General features: G+C 72.5%; 11 protein-coding genes. 1 reads left to right on the top strand and 10 read right to left on the bottom strand.

Translation table 11 applies throughout. The features are described 5' to 3' along the window. Positions 1-23: 23 nt before the first annotated feature. Genes OV427_RS39980 through OV427_RS39970 form a run of 3 tightly spaced genes read right to left on the bottom strand, consistent with a single transcriptional unit; the run spans position 24 to position 5,304 of the window. On the bottom strand, positions 24-863 hold the full coding sequence (locus tag OV427_RS39980; RefSeq protein WP_267861483.1) for an alpha/beta hydrolase: 840 nt from the start codon (positions 861-863) through the stop codon (positions 24-26). A 12-nt stretch (positions 864-875) separates the two neighbouring features. Continuing rightward, on the bottom strand, positions 876-2,750 hold the full coding sequence (locus OV427_RS39975) for a tetratricopeptide repeat protein (RefSeq protein WP_267861482.1): 1,875 nt from the start codon (positions 2,748-2,750) through the stop codon (positions 876-878). Between the two features lie 46 nt (positions 2,751-2,796). Then, positions 2,797-5,304, bottom strand: a complete 2,508-nt coding sequence (locus OV427_RS39970) for an ATP-binding protein (protein WP_267863547.1) — start codon at positions 5,302-5,304, stop codon at positions 2,797-2,799. 503 nt (positions 5,305-5,807) lie between these two features. On the opposite strand from OV427_RS39970, the gene OV427_RS39965 reads away from it, so the two are divergent. Continuing rightward, positions 5,808-7,406, top strand: coding sequence for a hypothetical protein (locus tag OV427_RS39965; protein ID WP_267861481.1), 1,599 nt, complete (start codon positions 5,808-5,810; stop codon positions 7,404-7,406). 16 nt (positions 7,407-7,422) lie between these two features. Here OV427_RS39965 and OV427_RS39960 read toward each other — a convergent pair whose 3' ends face one another. Genes OV427_RS39960 through OV427_RS39930 form a run of 7 tightly spaced genes read right to left on the bottom strand, consistent with a single transcriptional unit; the run spans position 7,423 to position 15,125 of the window. Next, the gene (locus OV427_RS39960; RefSeq protein ID WP_267861480.1) at positions 7,423-8,163 is read right to left on the bottom strand and encodes a TlyA family RNA methyltransferase; all 741 of its coding nucleotides are present in this window, start codon (positions 8,161-8,163) and stop codon (positions 7,423-7,425) included. After that, positions 8,160-9,911, bottom strand: a complete 1,752-nt coding sequence (locus OV427_RS39955) for a 1-deoxy-D-xylulose-5-phosphate synthase (protein WP_267861479.1) — start codon at positions 9,909-9,911, stop codon at positions 8,160-8,162. The genes OV427_RS39960 and OV427_RS39955 overlap by 4 nt, the downstream gene beginning before the upstream one ends. Continuing rightward, positions 9,911-10,804 carry a polyprenyl synthetase family protein gene (locus tag OV427_RS39950; RefSeq protein ID WP_267861478.1) on the bottom strand — a complete coding sequence of 298 codons (894 nt, stop codon included), beginning with the start codon at positions 10,802-10,804 and terminating at the stop codon, positions 9,911-9,913. Before OV427_RS39950 ends, OV427_RS39955 begins: the two co-directional genes overlap by 1 nt. A 14-nt stretch (positions 10,805-10,818) precedes the next feature. Continuing rightward, positions 10,819-11,199 (bottom strand): response regulator, encoded by a 381-nt coding sequence (locus OV427_RS39945; protein WP_267861477.1) that lies wholly within the window; start codon positions 11,197-11,199, stop codon positions 10,819-10,821. 24 nt (positions 11,200-11,223) lie between these two features. Continuing rightward, complete coding sequence (gene xseB / locus OV427_RS39940) at positions 11,224-11,568, bottom strand: exodeoxyribonuclease VII small subunit (protein WP_267861476.1); 345 nt, start codon at positions 11,566-11,568, stop codon at positions 11,224-11,226. Between the two features lie 48 nt (positions 11,569-11,616). Beyond that, positions 11,617-13,362, bottom strand: coding sequence for an exodeoxyribonuclease VII large subunit (gene xseA / locus OV427_RS39935; protein ID WP_267861475.1), 1,746 nt, complete (start codon positions 13,360-13,362; stop codon positions 11,617-11,619). Then, positions 13,359-15,125 (bottom strand): FHA domain-containing protein, encoded by a 1,767-nt coding sequence (locus OV427_RS39930; RefSeq protein WP_267861474.1) that lies wholly within the window; start codon positions 15,123-15,125, stop codon positions 13,359-13,361. The genes xseA and OV427_RS39930 overlap by 4 nt, the downstream gene beginning before the upstream one ends. Positions 15,126-15,159: the final 34 nt, after the last annotated feature.

Genomic DNA, 15,159 nt, shown 5'->3' with positions numbered 1-15,159 from the left:
AGGAGTCGGGCGACCTGATTATGTCAGAGATGCGCGGAGATCCAGCCGGAGATATCCCGGAACACCTCGGCACGCCCCACCTCGTTGAGCGGTTCGTGGCGCATGCCGGGGTACTCCTTGAACTTCTTGTCCGCCGCCCCCGCCGCCTCGAAGAAGACCCGCGCCGCCGCCGGAGCGGCCACGCCGTCCTCCGCGCCGCACAGGACGAACAGCGGAGCTTGAATCTTCGGCGCCAGGAGCATCGCCTCGGCCTGGGCCTTGGTGGACTCCAGGAACCAGCGGGGCGTGACGACGGTGAGGTAGAGCGGGTCCTCGCGGGTGGCGCGCTGCACCTCGGGGTCCCTGGTCAGGGCCTCCACCGTCAGCTCCGTCTTCAGGGGCAGCCACGGCACCAGCCTCCCCACCGCGCGCGCGGCCAGGAGCTTCATGGCCGGGGGCGTAATCGCCAGCTTGAGGTAGGGGGCCGACAGCACCACCCCGGACAGCCCCTCCACCTTGCGCTCGCCCAGCCACTTCACGGCCATCAGCCCGCCGTGGCTGTGGGCGAGCATGAAGACCTTCTTCCCGCCCGCGTCCTTGCGCACCCGCTCCCAGAAGGTCTCCAGGTCGTCCACGAAGCGCGGCCAGGCCTCGCTGTAGCCCCGGCGCCCGTCCGCGCGGCCGTGGCCCCGGTAGTCGAAGCCGTGCACCGCGAAGCCGTCCGCGAGCAGCGCGTCCGCGACATACCCGTAGCGGCCGAAGTGGTCTCCGTAGCCGTGGACCACCGCCACATGGGCGCGCGGCTCGCCGTCCGGGAGGCTCGACTTCCAGAAGAGCCGGGTGCCATCCCTGCCGTTGAAGAAGCCCTCGTCGTGACGCGCCATAGGCGCACCAACTTAGCGGCCCGACGAACGCGTGGGTAGCGCCTTGAGCTTGCGCTCCAGCAACGCGCGCTGTCCGGGGGGCTCCGCGGACTCGGGGTCCAACGCCAGCACGTCCAGGGCCCGCCGCCAGGCACCCGCGGCCTCCTCGCTCCGGGAGGCCCGCTGGTAGGCGTCCCCCAGGTGCTCGAGGATGACGGGCTCGTCCGGGGACAGGAGGGAGGCCCGCTCCAGCGCCTCCACCGCGCGCTGGTACTCGCCGCGCCGGAAGTACACCCACCCCAGCGAGTCCAGGAAGGCACCGGTGTCCGGGTGCAGCTCCAGCGCGCGCAGCACCCGCCGCTCGGCCTCGTCCAGGTTCGTCCCCGACTGGGCCAGCAGGTAGCCCAGGAAGTTCAGCGCCGCGGCGTGGTCCGGGTCCACCTCCAGCACCGCCCGCATCCGCGCCAGCGCGCCGTCCACGTCCCCCTGCCGCTCGTGGGCCGCGCCCAGCGCGTAGAGCAACTCCTCGTCCCGGGGGCTCTTCGCCACCACGGCGCCGAGCAGGGACAGCGCCTCCGTCCCCCGCCCCTGCCGCTGGAGCGTGGAGGCCAGTGCGTCGTACAGCGCGGCGGAAGGCGCCGCGGCCAGCCCTTCCTTCAGCACGGCCTCCGCCTTCGCGGGCGCCCCGCCCCGCTCCAGCGCGCGGGCGTATTGGGTCCGCACCTCCACGTCCTCCGGCGCGTCCTGGAGGGCGGCCTTGAGCAATCCCAGGGCGCGAGGGTGCGCACCGGCCAGCGAGAGGCAGCGGGCGCGGCGCAGGCGGGCCTCGGCGAAGACGTCGGAAGTAGCGGGCACCGAGGCGAAGGCCTCCGCCGCCTCGGGGAAGCGGCGCATCCGCTCCTGCACCAGGCCCGCGTAGTAGGCCAGCCGGGGCTCGTCCGCGCCCGCCTTCCGGGCCGTCTCCAGCACCTCGGCGGCGGCGGCCGGCTCGCGCGCGGCGAGGTAGCTGAAGGCCACCCGCACCACCGTCTCCGGCTCGGTGGACAGCGACAGCAGCCGGTCGAAATACGCCCGGGCGCGCACGACGGAGCCCGCCTTGAGCGCGGCGCGGCCCGCGGACAGCAGCACCTCCTGGCTGTCCGGGTCTCTTCGCAGGGCGCGCGCAAGGGCATCCTCGGCCTCGGCGGGACGGCCGGACTCCTCGTACAGCTTCGCCAGCGCGGCCAGCACCTCCACGTCGCCGGGGTCTCTCTTGCTGGCCTCTCCCAGCAGACGCTCGGCGCGGAGGGCATCGCCGCGCTCGGCCAGGGCCAGGCCCAGGCGCCGGTAGCCGGAGGCCTCGCCGGGCAGTGCCATGGCCAGGGCATCCACCACCTTCACCGCCTCGTCGGGCGCGCCCGCCTCCAGGTTCAACTGGGCCAGCACCAGGTAGGCCTCGGGCTCGCGCGACTTGAGGGCCACCGCGCGCCGCAGGTGCATGCGCGCCCGGGTGAAGCGGCCGGACTCCAGCAGCACGCGCCCCAGCAGCACGTGGGCCGGGTAGTACGCCGGGGCGCGCTCCACCGCCCGGCGCAGCTCGCGCTCGGCCTTGTCCAAATCCCCCAGCCGCGCGTACTCCTCGGCCAGCCGGGTGAGCAGCAGCGGGTGCCCGTCATCCGTGGCCAGGGCCAGGCGCAGCGCATCCACCGCGCCCCGGTGGTCCCCGGCATGGTGCAGCAACCGCGCCTGGAGGTAGTTCGCGTAGCTGGCGGAGGACGAGAAGGACTCCTCCTCCGAGGCCGCCGCGTCCATCGCCTCGCGCATGGCCTCGCGGTCCACATGCGGGCGCTTGGGCGGAGGGGCCGCGAGGGCCCCCCGCGCCATGAGGGCGCCCAGCAGGACGGAGACGAGGAGGCGGGAGGGGCTCACGCGAGAGGAAGTCTAGCGCGGCCCCGTCCGGCTTGCAGGCGTACCGTCAGGTCTCCTCAGGCGGCGGCGCGCCCAGCTTCTCCAGCAGCTTCTCCACCGGGTCGCTGTCCTGGCTCACGTCGGCCACCGCCGAGCGGTACTCGGTGTCGGTGGCCTTCTCCACGTCCGGCAGCATGCGGCTGATGACGTTGCGCGCGGGCTCCGCCTGGCACTCGGGGAGGATGACGGCGAAGACGCCCCCGCCCAGGTGGGAGATGGCATCCGGGTGGCGCACCCGCTTGCGCATGATGTCCGCGATGCTGGCGGGGAGCGTCTCCACGGGGCGGTCCGGCCGCAGCACCGCGAGGCTGAGCGAGCGGTGGAAGCGACGGCTGCGCGCCACCTCCTGCTCCAGCCGCAGCAGCAGTCCGCGCCGGTCATGCAGGCCCGTGGCCGGGTCGCTGCCGGTGCGCCGCTGCAGGGAGCTGGCACGCTCCTTCTCCTGCTGCTCGCGCTCGCCCTGGCGCAGCTTGAGGGCGCGATCGGTGCGGTTGAGCAGCTCCACCGCGTTGAACGGCTTGCTCATGTAGTCCACCGCGCCCAGGTTGAGCGCGCGGACCTTCTCCGCCACGCCCTGGTGGGCGGACAAGAGGATGACGGGGATGTGGGCCGTGTCCGACGAGGACTTGAGCGCCATGGCCGCGTCCAGCCCGTCCAGCTTGGGCAGGAACACGTCCATCACCACCAGGTCCGGCCGCTGCGCGCGCGCCTTGGCCAGGCCCTCCGCGCCGTCGCGCGCCACCTCCACCCGGTACTTCGAGCGCAGCACCTCCGACAGCACCGCGGCGATTTCCGGCTCGTCCTCCACCACGAGCACGCGAGGCTGCTCGTGCGGGGAGGTGGCGACGGGCTGCTGCGGCCTCGGGTTGCGCGGTGCCTCCTGCGCCAGGGGCAGCGTGAAGACGAAGATGCAGCCCTTGTCCTTCGGGCTCTCCGCCCAGATTTCGCCGCCGTGCAGCTCCACGAATTCCTTGCAGATGGCGAGGCCCAGGCCCGTGCCCTTGCCGCCGTGGCGGTAGCGGTCGAAGACCAGGTGCAGCTCGTCCGGGGGGATGCCCACGCCGTCGTCCTGCACGCACACCTTGGCCGCGTCGCCGTCCGGCCGCGCCAGCCGCTGCGTGCTCACCACCACCTCGCCGTCCTGCGCGGCATGGTGGATGGCGTTGGTGATGAGGTTCTGCAGCACCTCGTGCAGCTTCACCTCGTCGCCGATGAGCATCAGGCTGTCCGGGCACTCGGCGCGCAGCGAAACGCCGCGGTCGGCCGCGAGGATTTCCAGCTCGTTGACGGCGTCGCGGCACAGCTGCGCCACGTCCAGCACGCGAGGCTCGATCGACAGCCGCGCCGCCTCGCCCTTGCCCTTCTCCAGCAGCGACTCGACGAGCCCGAGGATCTTCTTGCCCTGGCGGATCATCGCCTCGGAGGACTGCTTCTGCTGGGGCTCCAGCGGGCCCTCCTGGAGCAGCCGGCCGTGCCCCAGCAGCACCTGGAGCGGTGCGCGCAGGTCGTGGCTGCAGACGGCGATGATCTCGTCCTTGAGGCGGTTGAGCTCCTTGAGGCGGCGGTTGGCGTCGTTCAGTTCCTGGTAGCGCTGCACGTACGCCAGCTCCAGGTCCTCGCGCTTCTTCTTCACCGCGGTGTGCAGGCGCGCGTTGCGGATGGAGTTGGCGAGCACGCCCGCCACCGCCTGGGCGAACTCCTGCTCGTCCCGGCCGAAGGATGCGTCCACCCGCGACACGCGCAGGAACAGCGCGCCCAGCAGGTCGTCCTGGCAGATGAGCGGCTGCACCAGGATGGACTTCACGCCCAGGGGGACGATGGAGGTGCGAACCTCCGCCATCAGCGGGTCTCTCTGGGCCTCTTCAATCAGCACCGGCTGCCGCGTCTCCAGCGCGCGGCGCAGCTCCGGGTAACGGGCCACCTCGATGTCCAGCTCGACGAGGCTCGGGTCCTCCTGCGTGGCCACCACGCGGGCGGTGCGGGCATGGCTGCCCTCCACCAGCACCACCGAGCAGCGGTCCGTCCCGGTGACGCGGCCCACCTTGTCCACGGCGATGCGGAGGATTTCCTCCAGCTCCAGCGAGCTGGTGGCCGCCTGGGTGATTTCCAGCAGCATCCCCATGCGCATCCGGATGCGCTCTTCCCTGTCTCGCAGCCGGCCCGCGCGCAGCGCCGCCTCCAGCCTGGGCACCACCTCGTCCGCGCTGCGAATCCAATCGTCCACTGCCAGACGTTTGAAGGCCTCCGCGGAGCGGGTGCGCCCCAGGTCCACCAGCACCGGCAGTCGCTGCAGCCGCTCCAGCTTGCGCAGCGAGTCCAGCATCTCCGCCGCCCGCTTCGCCGTCACCGCCAGCAGCACCACCTCGGGTTGGAGGGCCTCGGCCACCTGGGCCAGGCCGCTCTCCTTCTCCGCCGCCGCGCACTGGTAGCCGCTCGCCGTGAGCCGCTCCATGAGCGCGTCGCCCGCCTCCTTGGCGGCCACCACCAGCACGCGTCCCCGCTGATCCGGCTGCATCTCGACTCTCACGGTGAACCTCGGACCCGCCGGCCCAGGAAGGACGGGTGGAGAGGCTGCGTCAACTCACTGCGTGCGAAAGGGTACATGGTTCGGATCCGGATCATGCCGCTGAACACGCCCTTGGGCCAGAGCGGCGGACATCGGTGAGAGGGTGGGCATGTGAGGGAAGCTGCGCGCCCCGGCCGCACCGTCCGTGCGGCTCGCGCCCCCGTCCCCGCCAATGGCCCCTCCCTCATGCACCCCGGCTGGCTATCACGGTCCGCGTCAGTACAGGAGTGCTTCGCGCCTCCTTGGGGGCGATGCCCGGTCGGCAGCCCCTCCCGCCGTCGATCGGGCGCTAGCACGGCTGCAATTGCAATCACCTGGCGTTTACCCCTCCCCAACGCCTGCCCGGAGCCCCCGCCAGGCCGAGTCACGGCTCCAGGGGCTACGGCCCGGGGGGCCTTCCCCACCAGCCACGGTGATGCCCGGACGGTGGGTACGCGGTAGAGTGCTCCGCCATGTCCCATCTACCCCTGACGCGGCACGCGTGGCGCGCCGCCCTTGTCGTCGCCGCCAGCCTGGCCGCCGCCTGTGGCGACCCCAAGCCCCCTTCCACCCCGGATCCGCCCCAGGTCGCCCTCACGGTGCCCAAGGCCGTGGTCGCGGGGACCAGCCTCAAGGTCATCGTCAACGTGTCCGGCTGCGACAGCGTGACGAACCTGAGCCTGAACGACCGGGACACGCCCCTCAAGTCGTTCTCCTACACCACGGGGGACGTCACCCTGGAATTGCTGCCCGCGGACATCCCGTACCCGACGGCGGGCATGTCCGCCTACCTGTCGCTGAACGCCGAAGCGACGTGCAAGGACGGCCGGAAGAACAAGTCCCAGCCCCAGCCGGCCACCTTCCTTCCCGTCTCGCGCGTCGTCCTGGCCCCGCCCAACGGTGAGCAGGTCGTCACCGACGCCTTCGTCGTCGACGGCAGCGGCACCAGCGCCACCTTCGTCGGCTGCGGCGTCACGGGCACGGGCATTTCCACCCTCTACAAGGTGGATGCCACCGGCAAGGAGGTGAAGACGCAGGGGATGCCCTTCGCCTGCACCGCGGAGACGCTCATCACCGCCAGCAACGGCAACAGCGGCAAGCGCTGGCTGTGGACGCCGGGCGTGGGCGCGCTGGCCGTGGACTCCAACCTGAACATCTCCGGCTATACGCCGTCCGAGCTCAAGCCCACCATGCTGTCGGTGATGCCGGACGGGGATGCCCTCGTCGTCAACCGCATCCACGAAGTGCGGCGCCTGTCGCACATGCCCACCGCCACGACGCAGACCGCGGCCACGGTGAAGTGGCTCTACAAGTCCGTGGAGGGGCTGCTCACCCCGCCGCTGGCCCGTGAAGACGGCGTCGTGAAGATTGCCGCCATGGGACCGGGCCCCACCGCGCTCCTGACCAGCGTCATCGTGACGGACCTGAACGCCAGCGACACGCCCAACGTGGAGAACCAGATCTTCGCCAAGCGCACGTACACGCTGCGCACGTTCTCCCGGAGCGAGCCCCTTCCGCTGGGCGTGCTCAACTCCGACGGCACCATGCTGTACCTGGGCATCCAGCTGGCGAACAACCAGTCGCACGTCGTGGCCTGCGTCGCGAACCCGTCGGGCGTGGAGGCGTGCGAGGGCGGCAACAACCCCTGGACGAGCGACGCCCTGCCCGCCTCGCTCGCCAGCGTGTACTTCCACCCGGAGTCCTCGCGGGTGCTGGCCATCGGCTCGCAGCGCGTGTGGTTCCTCGACGTCAACAGCGGCGTGCTTCGCACCAAGGAGAAGCGCTCCCTGGACGCGAACGGCGCGTTGATCGTGCAGCGCATCCTGAAGGGCCGGACCTCGGAGCTCTTCCTGCTCAACGCGCCCCAGCCGACCGGCAGCCTGGGCACGCTGCCCGCGGAAATCGTCGGCGTGGACCAGTCCCCCAGCGGCGATGCCCGGGAGCTCTTCCGCTACCAGGTGGTGGGCAGCCTGGGCGCCGGGGTGGACTCCGACGGCCGGGTGTGGATGCGAGACAGCGCCGACCTCGTCCAGATGTTGAGCACGGGCGAGTACCGCCGCCTCCGTCCGTAGGCAGCCGGGCCAGCGCTCAGGGCCTGTCGGCGACGAGGAGTGCCTCCACGTTGCCGGCGGGCCCGGGCACCGGCGAGTCCATCACCCCACGCACGGTGAGGCCCTGCTCGCGCACGAAGGCCGTCACCGTGTCGATGGCGTCCTGGCGGGCGGCGGCGTCTCGCACCACGCCGCCCTTGCCCACGCGCTCGGGGCCCACCTCGAACTGGGGCTTCACCAGCGCCACCAGCAGGCCGCCCGGCTCCAGGAAGGTGAGCACCGAGGGCAGCACCTGGGTGAGCGAGATGAAGCTCACGTCGATGACGATGGTGCCCACCTTCTCCGGCAGGTCCTCGTCGGTGAGGTAGCGCGCGTTGACGCGCTCGCGCGAGCGCACGCGCGGGTCCTTGCGCAGCTTCTCGTGGAGCTGGCCATAGCCCACGTCGATGGCGTGCACGCGCGTGGCGCCGTGCTGGAGCAGGCAGTCCGTGAAGCCGCCGGTGCTGGCGCCGATGTCCGCGCACACCCGGCCGCTCACGTCGAGCCCGAAGCGGTCCATGGCCGCCTTCAGCTTCAGCCCGCCGCGCGAGACGTACGGCAGCACCTCGCCCTTGAGGCGCAGCTCCGCCTCCACCGGCACCAGCGAGCCGGGCTTGTCCACGCGCTGGTCATCCACCACCACCTGCCCGGCCAGGATGAGCGCCTGCGCCTTGGTGCGCGACTCCGCCAGCCCGCGCTCCACCACCAGCACGTCCACCCGCTCCTTGCGAGGCTTCACCGCCCGCCTCCTTCCAGCAGCTCACGGCCCGCCCTGAGCAGGCCCGCCGCGTCCAGGCCCAGCTCCGTGCGCTGCACGCGCGCGTCGCCGTGCGGAACGAAGGCGTCCGGCAGGCCCACCAGGCGCACCCTCGCCGTGACTCCGCGCGCCGCGTAGAGCTCCAGCACCGCGCCGCCCAGCCCACCGCGCGTGGTGCCCTCCTCCACCACCACCACGTGGCCGCACGCGGCGGCCTCCAGCAGCGCGGCCTCGTCCAGGGGCGAGGCGCAGCGCGCGTCCAGCACGCTCCAGCCCGGCTCGCTCCTCGCGGCCTCCAGCGCCGCGATTCCCAGCGGCCCCAGCGTCACCAGCGTCAGCCGGGGGCGCGCGGCGCGGCGCAGCCACCGCGCGCCCGCCAGCGGAGCCTCGCCGGGGTGCACGTCCGAAGGCAGCGGCGGCAACGTGCCGCGCGGGAAGCGGAGGACGGAGGGGTGCGGCGCCGCCAGCGCGGTGTCCAGCATGGGCGCCAGGTCCTCGCCCACCATGGGCGACCACAGCTGCAGGCCGGGCAGCGGGCGCAGCGACGCCACGTCGTAGGTGCCCTGGTGCGTGGCGCCGTCCGCGCCCACCAGCCCCGCGCGGTCCACCGCGAAGACGACGGGCAGGCCCGGCAGGCACACGTCGTGGATGATCTGGTCGTACGCACGCTGGAGGAACGTCGAATAGATGGCGCACACGGGACGCGCGCCCGCGGCGGCCAGCCCCGCGCTGAAGGTGACGGCGTGCTGCTCGGCGATGCCCACGTCGTGCACCCGGTCCGGGAAGCGCGCCTTCAATTCGTTGAGCGCCGAGCCCTCCAGCATCGCCGGCGTCACCGCCACCACGCGCGAGTCCTTCGCCATGGCGTCCTCCAGCACCGCCGCGAAGGCCTCGCTGAAGGTCTGCTGTCCCTTGCGCGAGCGCACCAGCTTGCCGTCGCGCCACTCGTACGGGCCCATGGCATGACCGCGCGTCTGCGCGTCCGCCTCCGCCGGCGGGAAGCCCTTTCCCTTGAGCGTCAGCGCGTGCACGACGACGGGGCGCGAGGACGCCTTCGCCTCGCGCAGCGCGTGCACCAGCGCGCCCAGCTCATGCCCGTCCACCGGCCCCACGTAGGTGAAGCCCAGCCCCTCGAAGAAGGCGCGCGCGCCGCGGGTGCGCAGCAGCGCCGGAATCGCGCCCACGTTGGCGCTGATGGACATCTGGTTGTCGTTGAGCACCACCACCAGCGGCAGGTGGCTGCCCCCCGCGTTGTTGAGCCCCTCGAAGGTGAGCCCGCCGGTGAGCCCGCCGTCGCCCAGCACCGCCACCACGTGCCCGCGCCTGCCCAGCACACGGCGCCCCTCCAGCATCCCCAGGGCCGCGGACACCGCCGTGCACGAGTGGCCGGCCAGCAGCGCGTCGTGGGGACTCTCACGCGGGTCCAGGAATGGCGCGAGCCCCCCGGCCTGCCGCAGCGTGTGCATGCGCTCGCGCCGCCCGGTGAGCAGCTTGTGCGCGTACGCCTGGTGACCCACGTCGAAGAGGAGCGCGTCCGTCGGCGAGTGGAACACCCGGTGCAACGCGACGATGAGCTCCACCGCGCCCAGGGACGCGCCCAGGTGGCCACCCACGCGGCCGCAGAGGGAGATGATGTCCTCACGCAGCTCCTCGCACAGCGCCGGCAGCTCCGCCTCCGGAAGCGCCCGCACGTCCGAGGGCGAGGCGATGCGTGCCAGCACCCCCGCCATCAGGACTTCCGCTCCACGGAGTACCGCGCCAGCGCCGCGAGCGGCCCGTCCGCCCCTTCGAGGGGACGCACCGCCGCCATGGCCTGAGCCACCTTCTCCTCCGCCATGCGCTTCGACGCCTCCAGCCCCACCACCGCCGGGAAGGTGAAGCGCCCCGCCGCCGCGTCCGCGCCCGCCGGCTTGCCCAATTGCTCCGGCGTGGCCGTCACGTCCAGCACGTCGTCGGCAATCTGGAAGGCCAGCCCCACCGCGTCGCCATAGCTGTCCGCGCGGGCCAGCGCGTCCGCGTCCCCGCCTCCGGCCAGCACGCCCATGCGGCACGCGGCGCGGATGAGCGCGCCCGTCTTCAGGCGGTGCAACCGGACGAGGTAGTCCAGCGCGGACGGCCGGTCCTCGGCGATGTCCAGCACCTGCCCGCCCACCATGCCCGCCGCGCCCGCCGCCACCGCCAGCTCGCGGCAGAGCGCGGCGCGCACCGGCTCCGGCCCCGAGGCCACCAACGTGAAGGCCTCCGTCAGCAGCGCGTCACCCGCGAGGATGGCCATCGCCTCGCCGTACACCTTGTGGTTGGTGAGCCGGCCCCGGCGATAGTCGTCGTCGTCCATGGCCGGCAGGTCGTCATGCACCAGCGAGTACGTGTGCACGTACTCCAGCGCGCACGCCGCGTCGCCCGACACGGCGGAGGCGTTGCTGGCGCGGGCCACCGTGTCCGCGAAGGCCAGGCACAGCACCGGGCGCAGGCGCTTGCCGCCGGCCAGCAGCGAGTAGCGCATGGCCTCCGCCAGCTTCGGCGGGGCACCGGACGACACGAGGCGGTCCGCGCGCTCGCGCAGCAGTGCCTCCACCCGCGCCTGCTGGGCGCCCAGGAAGGAGTCCAAGTCGAAAGATGGCAAGAGTCCGTGCTCCTCTAGGGGGCCTGCGTGGCCACGAGCTCGCGGATGCGCTTGACGAGCTTGTCCATGTCCAGCGGCTTGACGAAGTAGTCCGCGGCGCCGACCTCCATGCCGTGCCGCTTGTCCTCGGGGTCCCCGCGTCCGCTGATGAAGACGACGGGGATTTCCCGGAAGTGTTCGTTCTTCTTCACCGCCCGGCACAGCTCGAAACCATCAATCCAGGACATATTCACGTCCAGGAGGATGGCGTGCGGCCGGTGCAGTTGGAGCGAGGCGATGAGCCGCAGACCGTTGGCGGCCATGGTGACGTCGAAGCCCTCGTCCTCCAGGGCCGCCGCCAGCAGCTCCCGCGTGTCGCGGTCGTCATCGACGATGGTGATCTTCGGCTTCGCCATGCCGGAAGTGGGCGCCCGCACCGCCTAGAACGGGACGTCATCCTCCGGGGGAGGCCGGGGAGCAGGCGCAGCAGGCGCCCGGGTGGCCGCGGGTGCGGCCGGACGCGCCGACACCGACAGGGGTGCCACCACGTCCTTGCCGTCCTCGTCCAGGAGCAGCTGCTCGATTCGCTGCTCCGCCTCGGTGAGGAGCTTCTCGCCGCGGCGCACGAGCTTGATGCCCTCTTCGAAGGCCTTGAGCGAGTCCTCCAGGGACAGGTTGCCGCTCTCCAGCCGGCCCACCGTCTCCTCGAGTCGCGTCACCACGTCCCCGTACTGCTCGGGAACCTCGGCCTCCGCCGCCACCTTGTCCGCCTTGGACTTCGCCACAGCCTTCCACCTCCCCGTGTGGGGCGCGGGACTCTAGAGGGTGGCCCGTTAGCAGTCCACCGGCCCTTTCACGCCCGTGACGGTGGCTTCGACTTCCTCACACCCGCCCAGCGTCTTCGCCCCGTTCACCGCGAGTTTGATGCCCAGCCGCTCTCCCACCTGTACGTCGGTGCTGGTGCGCACCACCGCGCCGTCCCGCTGGCGGAAGACCACCGAGTACCCGCGCGACATGACCTTCAGCGGACTCAGCGCGTCCAACCGTCCCTCCAGACGCTGGAAACGCCTCTGCGCATCCGCCAGGGCTGCCTGCTGGAGCGCCAGCAACCGCGCCCGGTGCGCGGCCAGCCGGGCACGCTCCCTCGCCACCCGCGCCGCCGGTGAGGCCCGCTCCAGCCCCAGGTGTGCCGCCGCCAGCGCCGCCTGCCGGGACGCCACACCCGAGCGCGCCGCCTCCGACAGCCGCATCGCCAGCTTCAGGAGGTGGGCCCGCTGCTCGCCCAGCCGCGCCTGGGGCCGCGCCCGCTGCAGGCGCTCGGACAGCGCGCGCAGGCCGTCCCGGTGCTCACGCACCGCGGGCCGCAGCACGCGCATCATCGCCTCCACCTGCTCGGACAGGTGCAGCCGCTGGTGGTTGATGGCGCGCCGCGGGTCTTCCAGTTGCGCGGAGAGCTGGCCCAGCTCCTCGCGCAGCTCCAGCACCCGTCGCTCCATGGCGCGCCGCAGCCGCCCGGCCTGCGTGGCCAGCGTCAGCTCCAGGTCCGCCAGCACCGGCGCCAGCCGCTCCGCCGCCGCGCTGGGCGTGGGCGCCCGCCAGTCCGCCACGAAGTCGGAGATGGTGAAGTCGATTTCGTGACCGATGGCCGACACCACCGGCACCGGCGAGGCGAAGATGGCGCGCGCCACCAGCTCCTCGTTGAACGTCCAGAGGTCCTCCACGGAGCCTCCGCCGCGCGTCACCACGATGACGTCCACGTCCGTGCGCGACAGCCGCTCAATGGCCCGGGCCACCTCCACCGCGGAGCCCTCGCCCTGCACGCGCGCGTCCGCCAGCAGCACGCTCTGCCGCGGGTTGCGCGAGTGCAGCACGCGCAGGAAGTCCTGGAGCGCCGCGCCGGTGCGGCTGGTGACGATGCCGATGCGCCGGGGCAAGAAGGGCAGCGGGCGCGGCGCGCGCACGCGCCGGTCGCCGATGAGCCCTTCCGCCGCGAGCCGCTCCTTGAGCTGCTCGAAGGCGAGCGCCAGCGCGCCCTCCCCCACCGGCTCCATCCGCTGGACGATGAGGCTGTAGCGCCCCTGCGGCTCGTAGAGGTCGACGCTGCCCTCGGCCACCACCTCCATGCCGTCGCGGAGCATGAAGCGCAGCCGGCCCGCCAGGGACGCCCACACCTTCGCGTCGATGGCGGCGGACGGGTCCTTCAGCGAGAAGTACCAGTGCCCGCGCGCGTTGGGCCCACGAAAGCCCGTCACCTCGCCGCGCACGATGACGCGCGCGAAGCGCGACTCCAGCGTCTGCTTCAACTGCCGCGTCAGCTCGCCCACCGTCAGCACCGAGCGCTCCGGCTTCGGCGGCGGCGGAGGCGCACCCTCCAGCGGCCCCAGCAGCGCCGTGCCGTCCGCGTCCACGGGCGGAGGCGGGGGCGGAGGCCTGCGGGGCATGGCCACCACGCGCGCCTGGGGCCGGGCCTCCTCGGAGGGCGCCGGGGGGGCCGGAGGCGTGACGGACGCGCCGAACAAATCCCCCTGCAGGCCGGGAGGAACGACTGTCGGCGGCGGGCCGCCCCTGGACTTCTTCATCGCGAGAGCTTCTCGACCCAGGTCTGCGCCTTCTGGTGGTACTCGTCGTCGGGCGGCGTCATGGCCACCACGTCCTTGAACTTGGGCAGCGCCTCCTCGGGGGAGGCGTCCTTGATGGAGTAGGCGGAGAGGTACAGGTCCTTCGCCTTGGTCTTCATCTCGCTGATGATGTTGGTGGCACCGGCATGGCCCGGGTCGGCCTGCAGCGCGCGGCGCGCGTACTCCATGGCGCGGCCCCACTGGCCCGCCGCCTTCGCCGCGCTGGCGCCCTTGTAGAAGATGGTGGCCGCGCGCGTGCCCGCGTTGCGCGCCATCTTGCTGGGCCGGCCGTCGGTGATGTCCTTGTCCAGCGCCAGCAGCTTCGTCAGCGACTTGGCATCCAGGTCCTCCAGCTTCTTGTAGAGGTTGCTGAACTCGTTGATCTGCCCGAGCAGCTTCTTGCACTGGGGCGTGCGGGCCAGGCACGCGTTGAGGATGGCCACCGCGCCGGACGTGTCACCGTCGCGGAACCGGTCCACGGCCGGCTCCCACGGCTTGGGCGCGGGGCCCTGGATGACGGGCCGCGGCGCGTCGCGCTGGGCGATGGCCTGCGCCGCCGCCTCGTTGATGAGATTCGCGTCGCGGTAGTCGGGCACGGCCACCAGCACGTCGTCGGTGATGGCCTTGGCCTCGTCATACTGGCTGCTGTCCAGCGCCGCTCGCGCCGCCACCGTGCGCTTGCCGGCCGCGGCCGACAGGTCCCGCTTCAGCTGGCGCACCGGCTCGTCGAGGAACTGCGTCTTGCCCGTCTTCGCCAGCGCGGCCGAGGCCTTGCCCAGCTCGTTCTTCGCGAGCGCCGCCCGCGCCTCTTCCAGGCTGCGCTGGATGGGAATCTCCCGCTCCGCGTGCCCGAGGTAGTCCGTCACGCCCGGGTAGTCCGGCGCCTGCGCCTGGAGCTCCTCCAGCTTCGCCTGCGCTTCAATCCACTTGCCCTCGCGCACCAGGTTCTTCGCGTCCTGGAACAGCGCGCTGAGCGCATCCCGCCGGGCCTTGCCCTCCATGGCCTTCGCCAGCTCCACGGCCTGCTGGCGGTTGACGTTCATCCGCACCAGCCCCAGGCCGGCGAACAGCACCACCACCACGCCGGCCGCGGCCAGCTTGATGCGCATCTTCTTCTTCTGCTCTTCGGGACTGGCCGGCGTGGCGGCCGTGGCTCGCGAGCTGCGCACGCGCCCACCCTCGGTGCGCGGCGGCGGGCGGGGCGGCACCCCGGGCCGGCCTCCGGAGCCGGAACTGGAGGGCCGGGGCCGCGAGCCGCTGGGAGGCGCGGAAATGTTCATCGTGGAGTTGGCCACGTCCTCGAAGCGCAGCTCCGTGTCCCCCAGGGTGATGACGTCGCTGTTGGCCAGGGGCGTCTCGTCGCCGATGACGTCGCCGTTGACCATCGTTCCGTTGCCGGAGCCCAGATCACTCACCGCCCAGCCCGTGCCCACCTTGCGCACCATGACGTGCTTGCGGGACACGGACGTGTCGGGGATGCAGATGGGGTTGTCGGTGGCGCGGCCGATGACGTACTCGCCGTCCTCCAGGGGGAACTCCTCACCCGCCTTGGGGCCGGCGACACACACGAGCCGGGGGCTGGCGGACGCGGGAGCGGGCCGGGCCGCGCCAGTGGACGGCCTGCGCGCGGCCGGGCGGGACCCGGTGCCTCCCGAGGGCGACCCGCCGCCGGAAGGCGTTCCGGAAGTGGGCCTGCGACGCGCCGGAGGGGAACCGTTCGACATGGGAATTCACCGACTTCCTACGAGGGGGGCACGG

Origin of the sequence: Pyxidicoccus sp. MSG2 (genome assembly GCF_026626705.1) — a bacterium.
In the GTDB taxonomy this organism is placed as follows: domain Bacteria; phylum Myxococcota; class Myxococcia; order Myxococcales; family Myxococcaceae; genus Myxococcus.
Note: the sequence above shows the minus strand (reverse complement) of the source record. Positions and strands in the feature narration are given on the sequence as shown.

Excerpts from the sequence above, each read along its gene's own strand:
- OV427_RS39980 (WP_267861483.1), bottom strand. The coding sequence starts at position 863 with ATGGCGCGTCACGACGAGGGCTTCTTCAACGGCAGGGATGGCACCCGG.
- OV427_RS39965 (WP_267861481.1), top strand. The coding sequence starts at position 5,808 with ATGTCCCATCTACCCCTGACGCGGCACGCGTGGCGCGCCGCCCTTGTC.
- OV427_RS39970 (WP_267863547.1), bottom strand. The coding sequence starts at position 5,304 with ATGCAGCCGGATCAGCGGGGACGCGTGCTGGTGGTGGCCGCCAAGGAG.
- OV427_RS39930 (WP_267861474.1), bottom strand. The coding sequence starts at position 15,125 with ATGTCGAACGGTTCCCCTCCGGCGCGTCGCAGGCCCACTTCCGGAACG.
- OV427_RS39945 (WP_267861477.1), bottom strand. The coding sequence starts at position 11,199 with ATGGCGAAGCCGAAGATCACCATCGTCGATGACGACCGCGACACGCGG.
- xseA (WP_267861475.1), bottom strand. The coding sequence starts at position 13,362 with ATGAAGAAGTCCAGGGGCGGCCCGCCGCCGACAGTCGTTCCTCCCGGC.
- OV427_RS39955 (WP_267861479.1), bottom strand. The coding sequence starts at position 9,911 with ATGGCGGGGGTGCTGGCACGCATCGCCTCGCCCTCGGACGTGCGGGCG.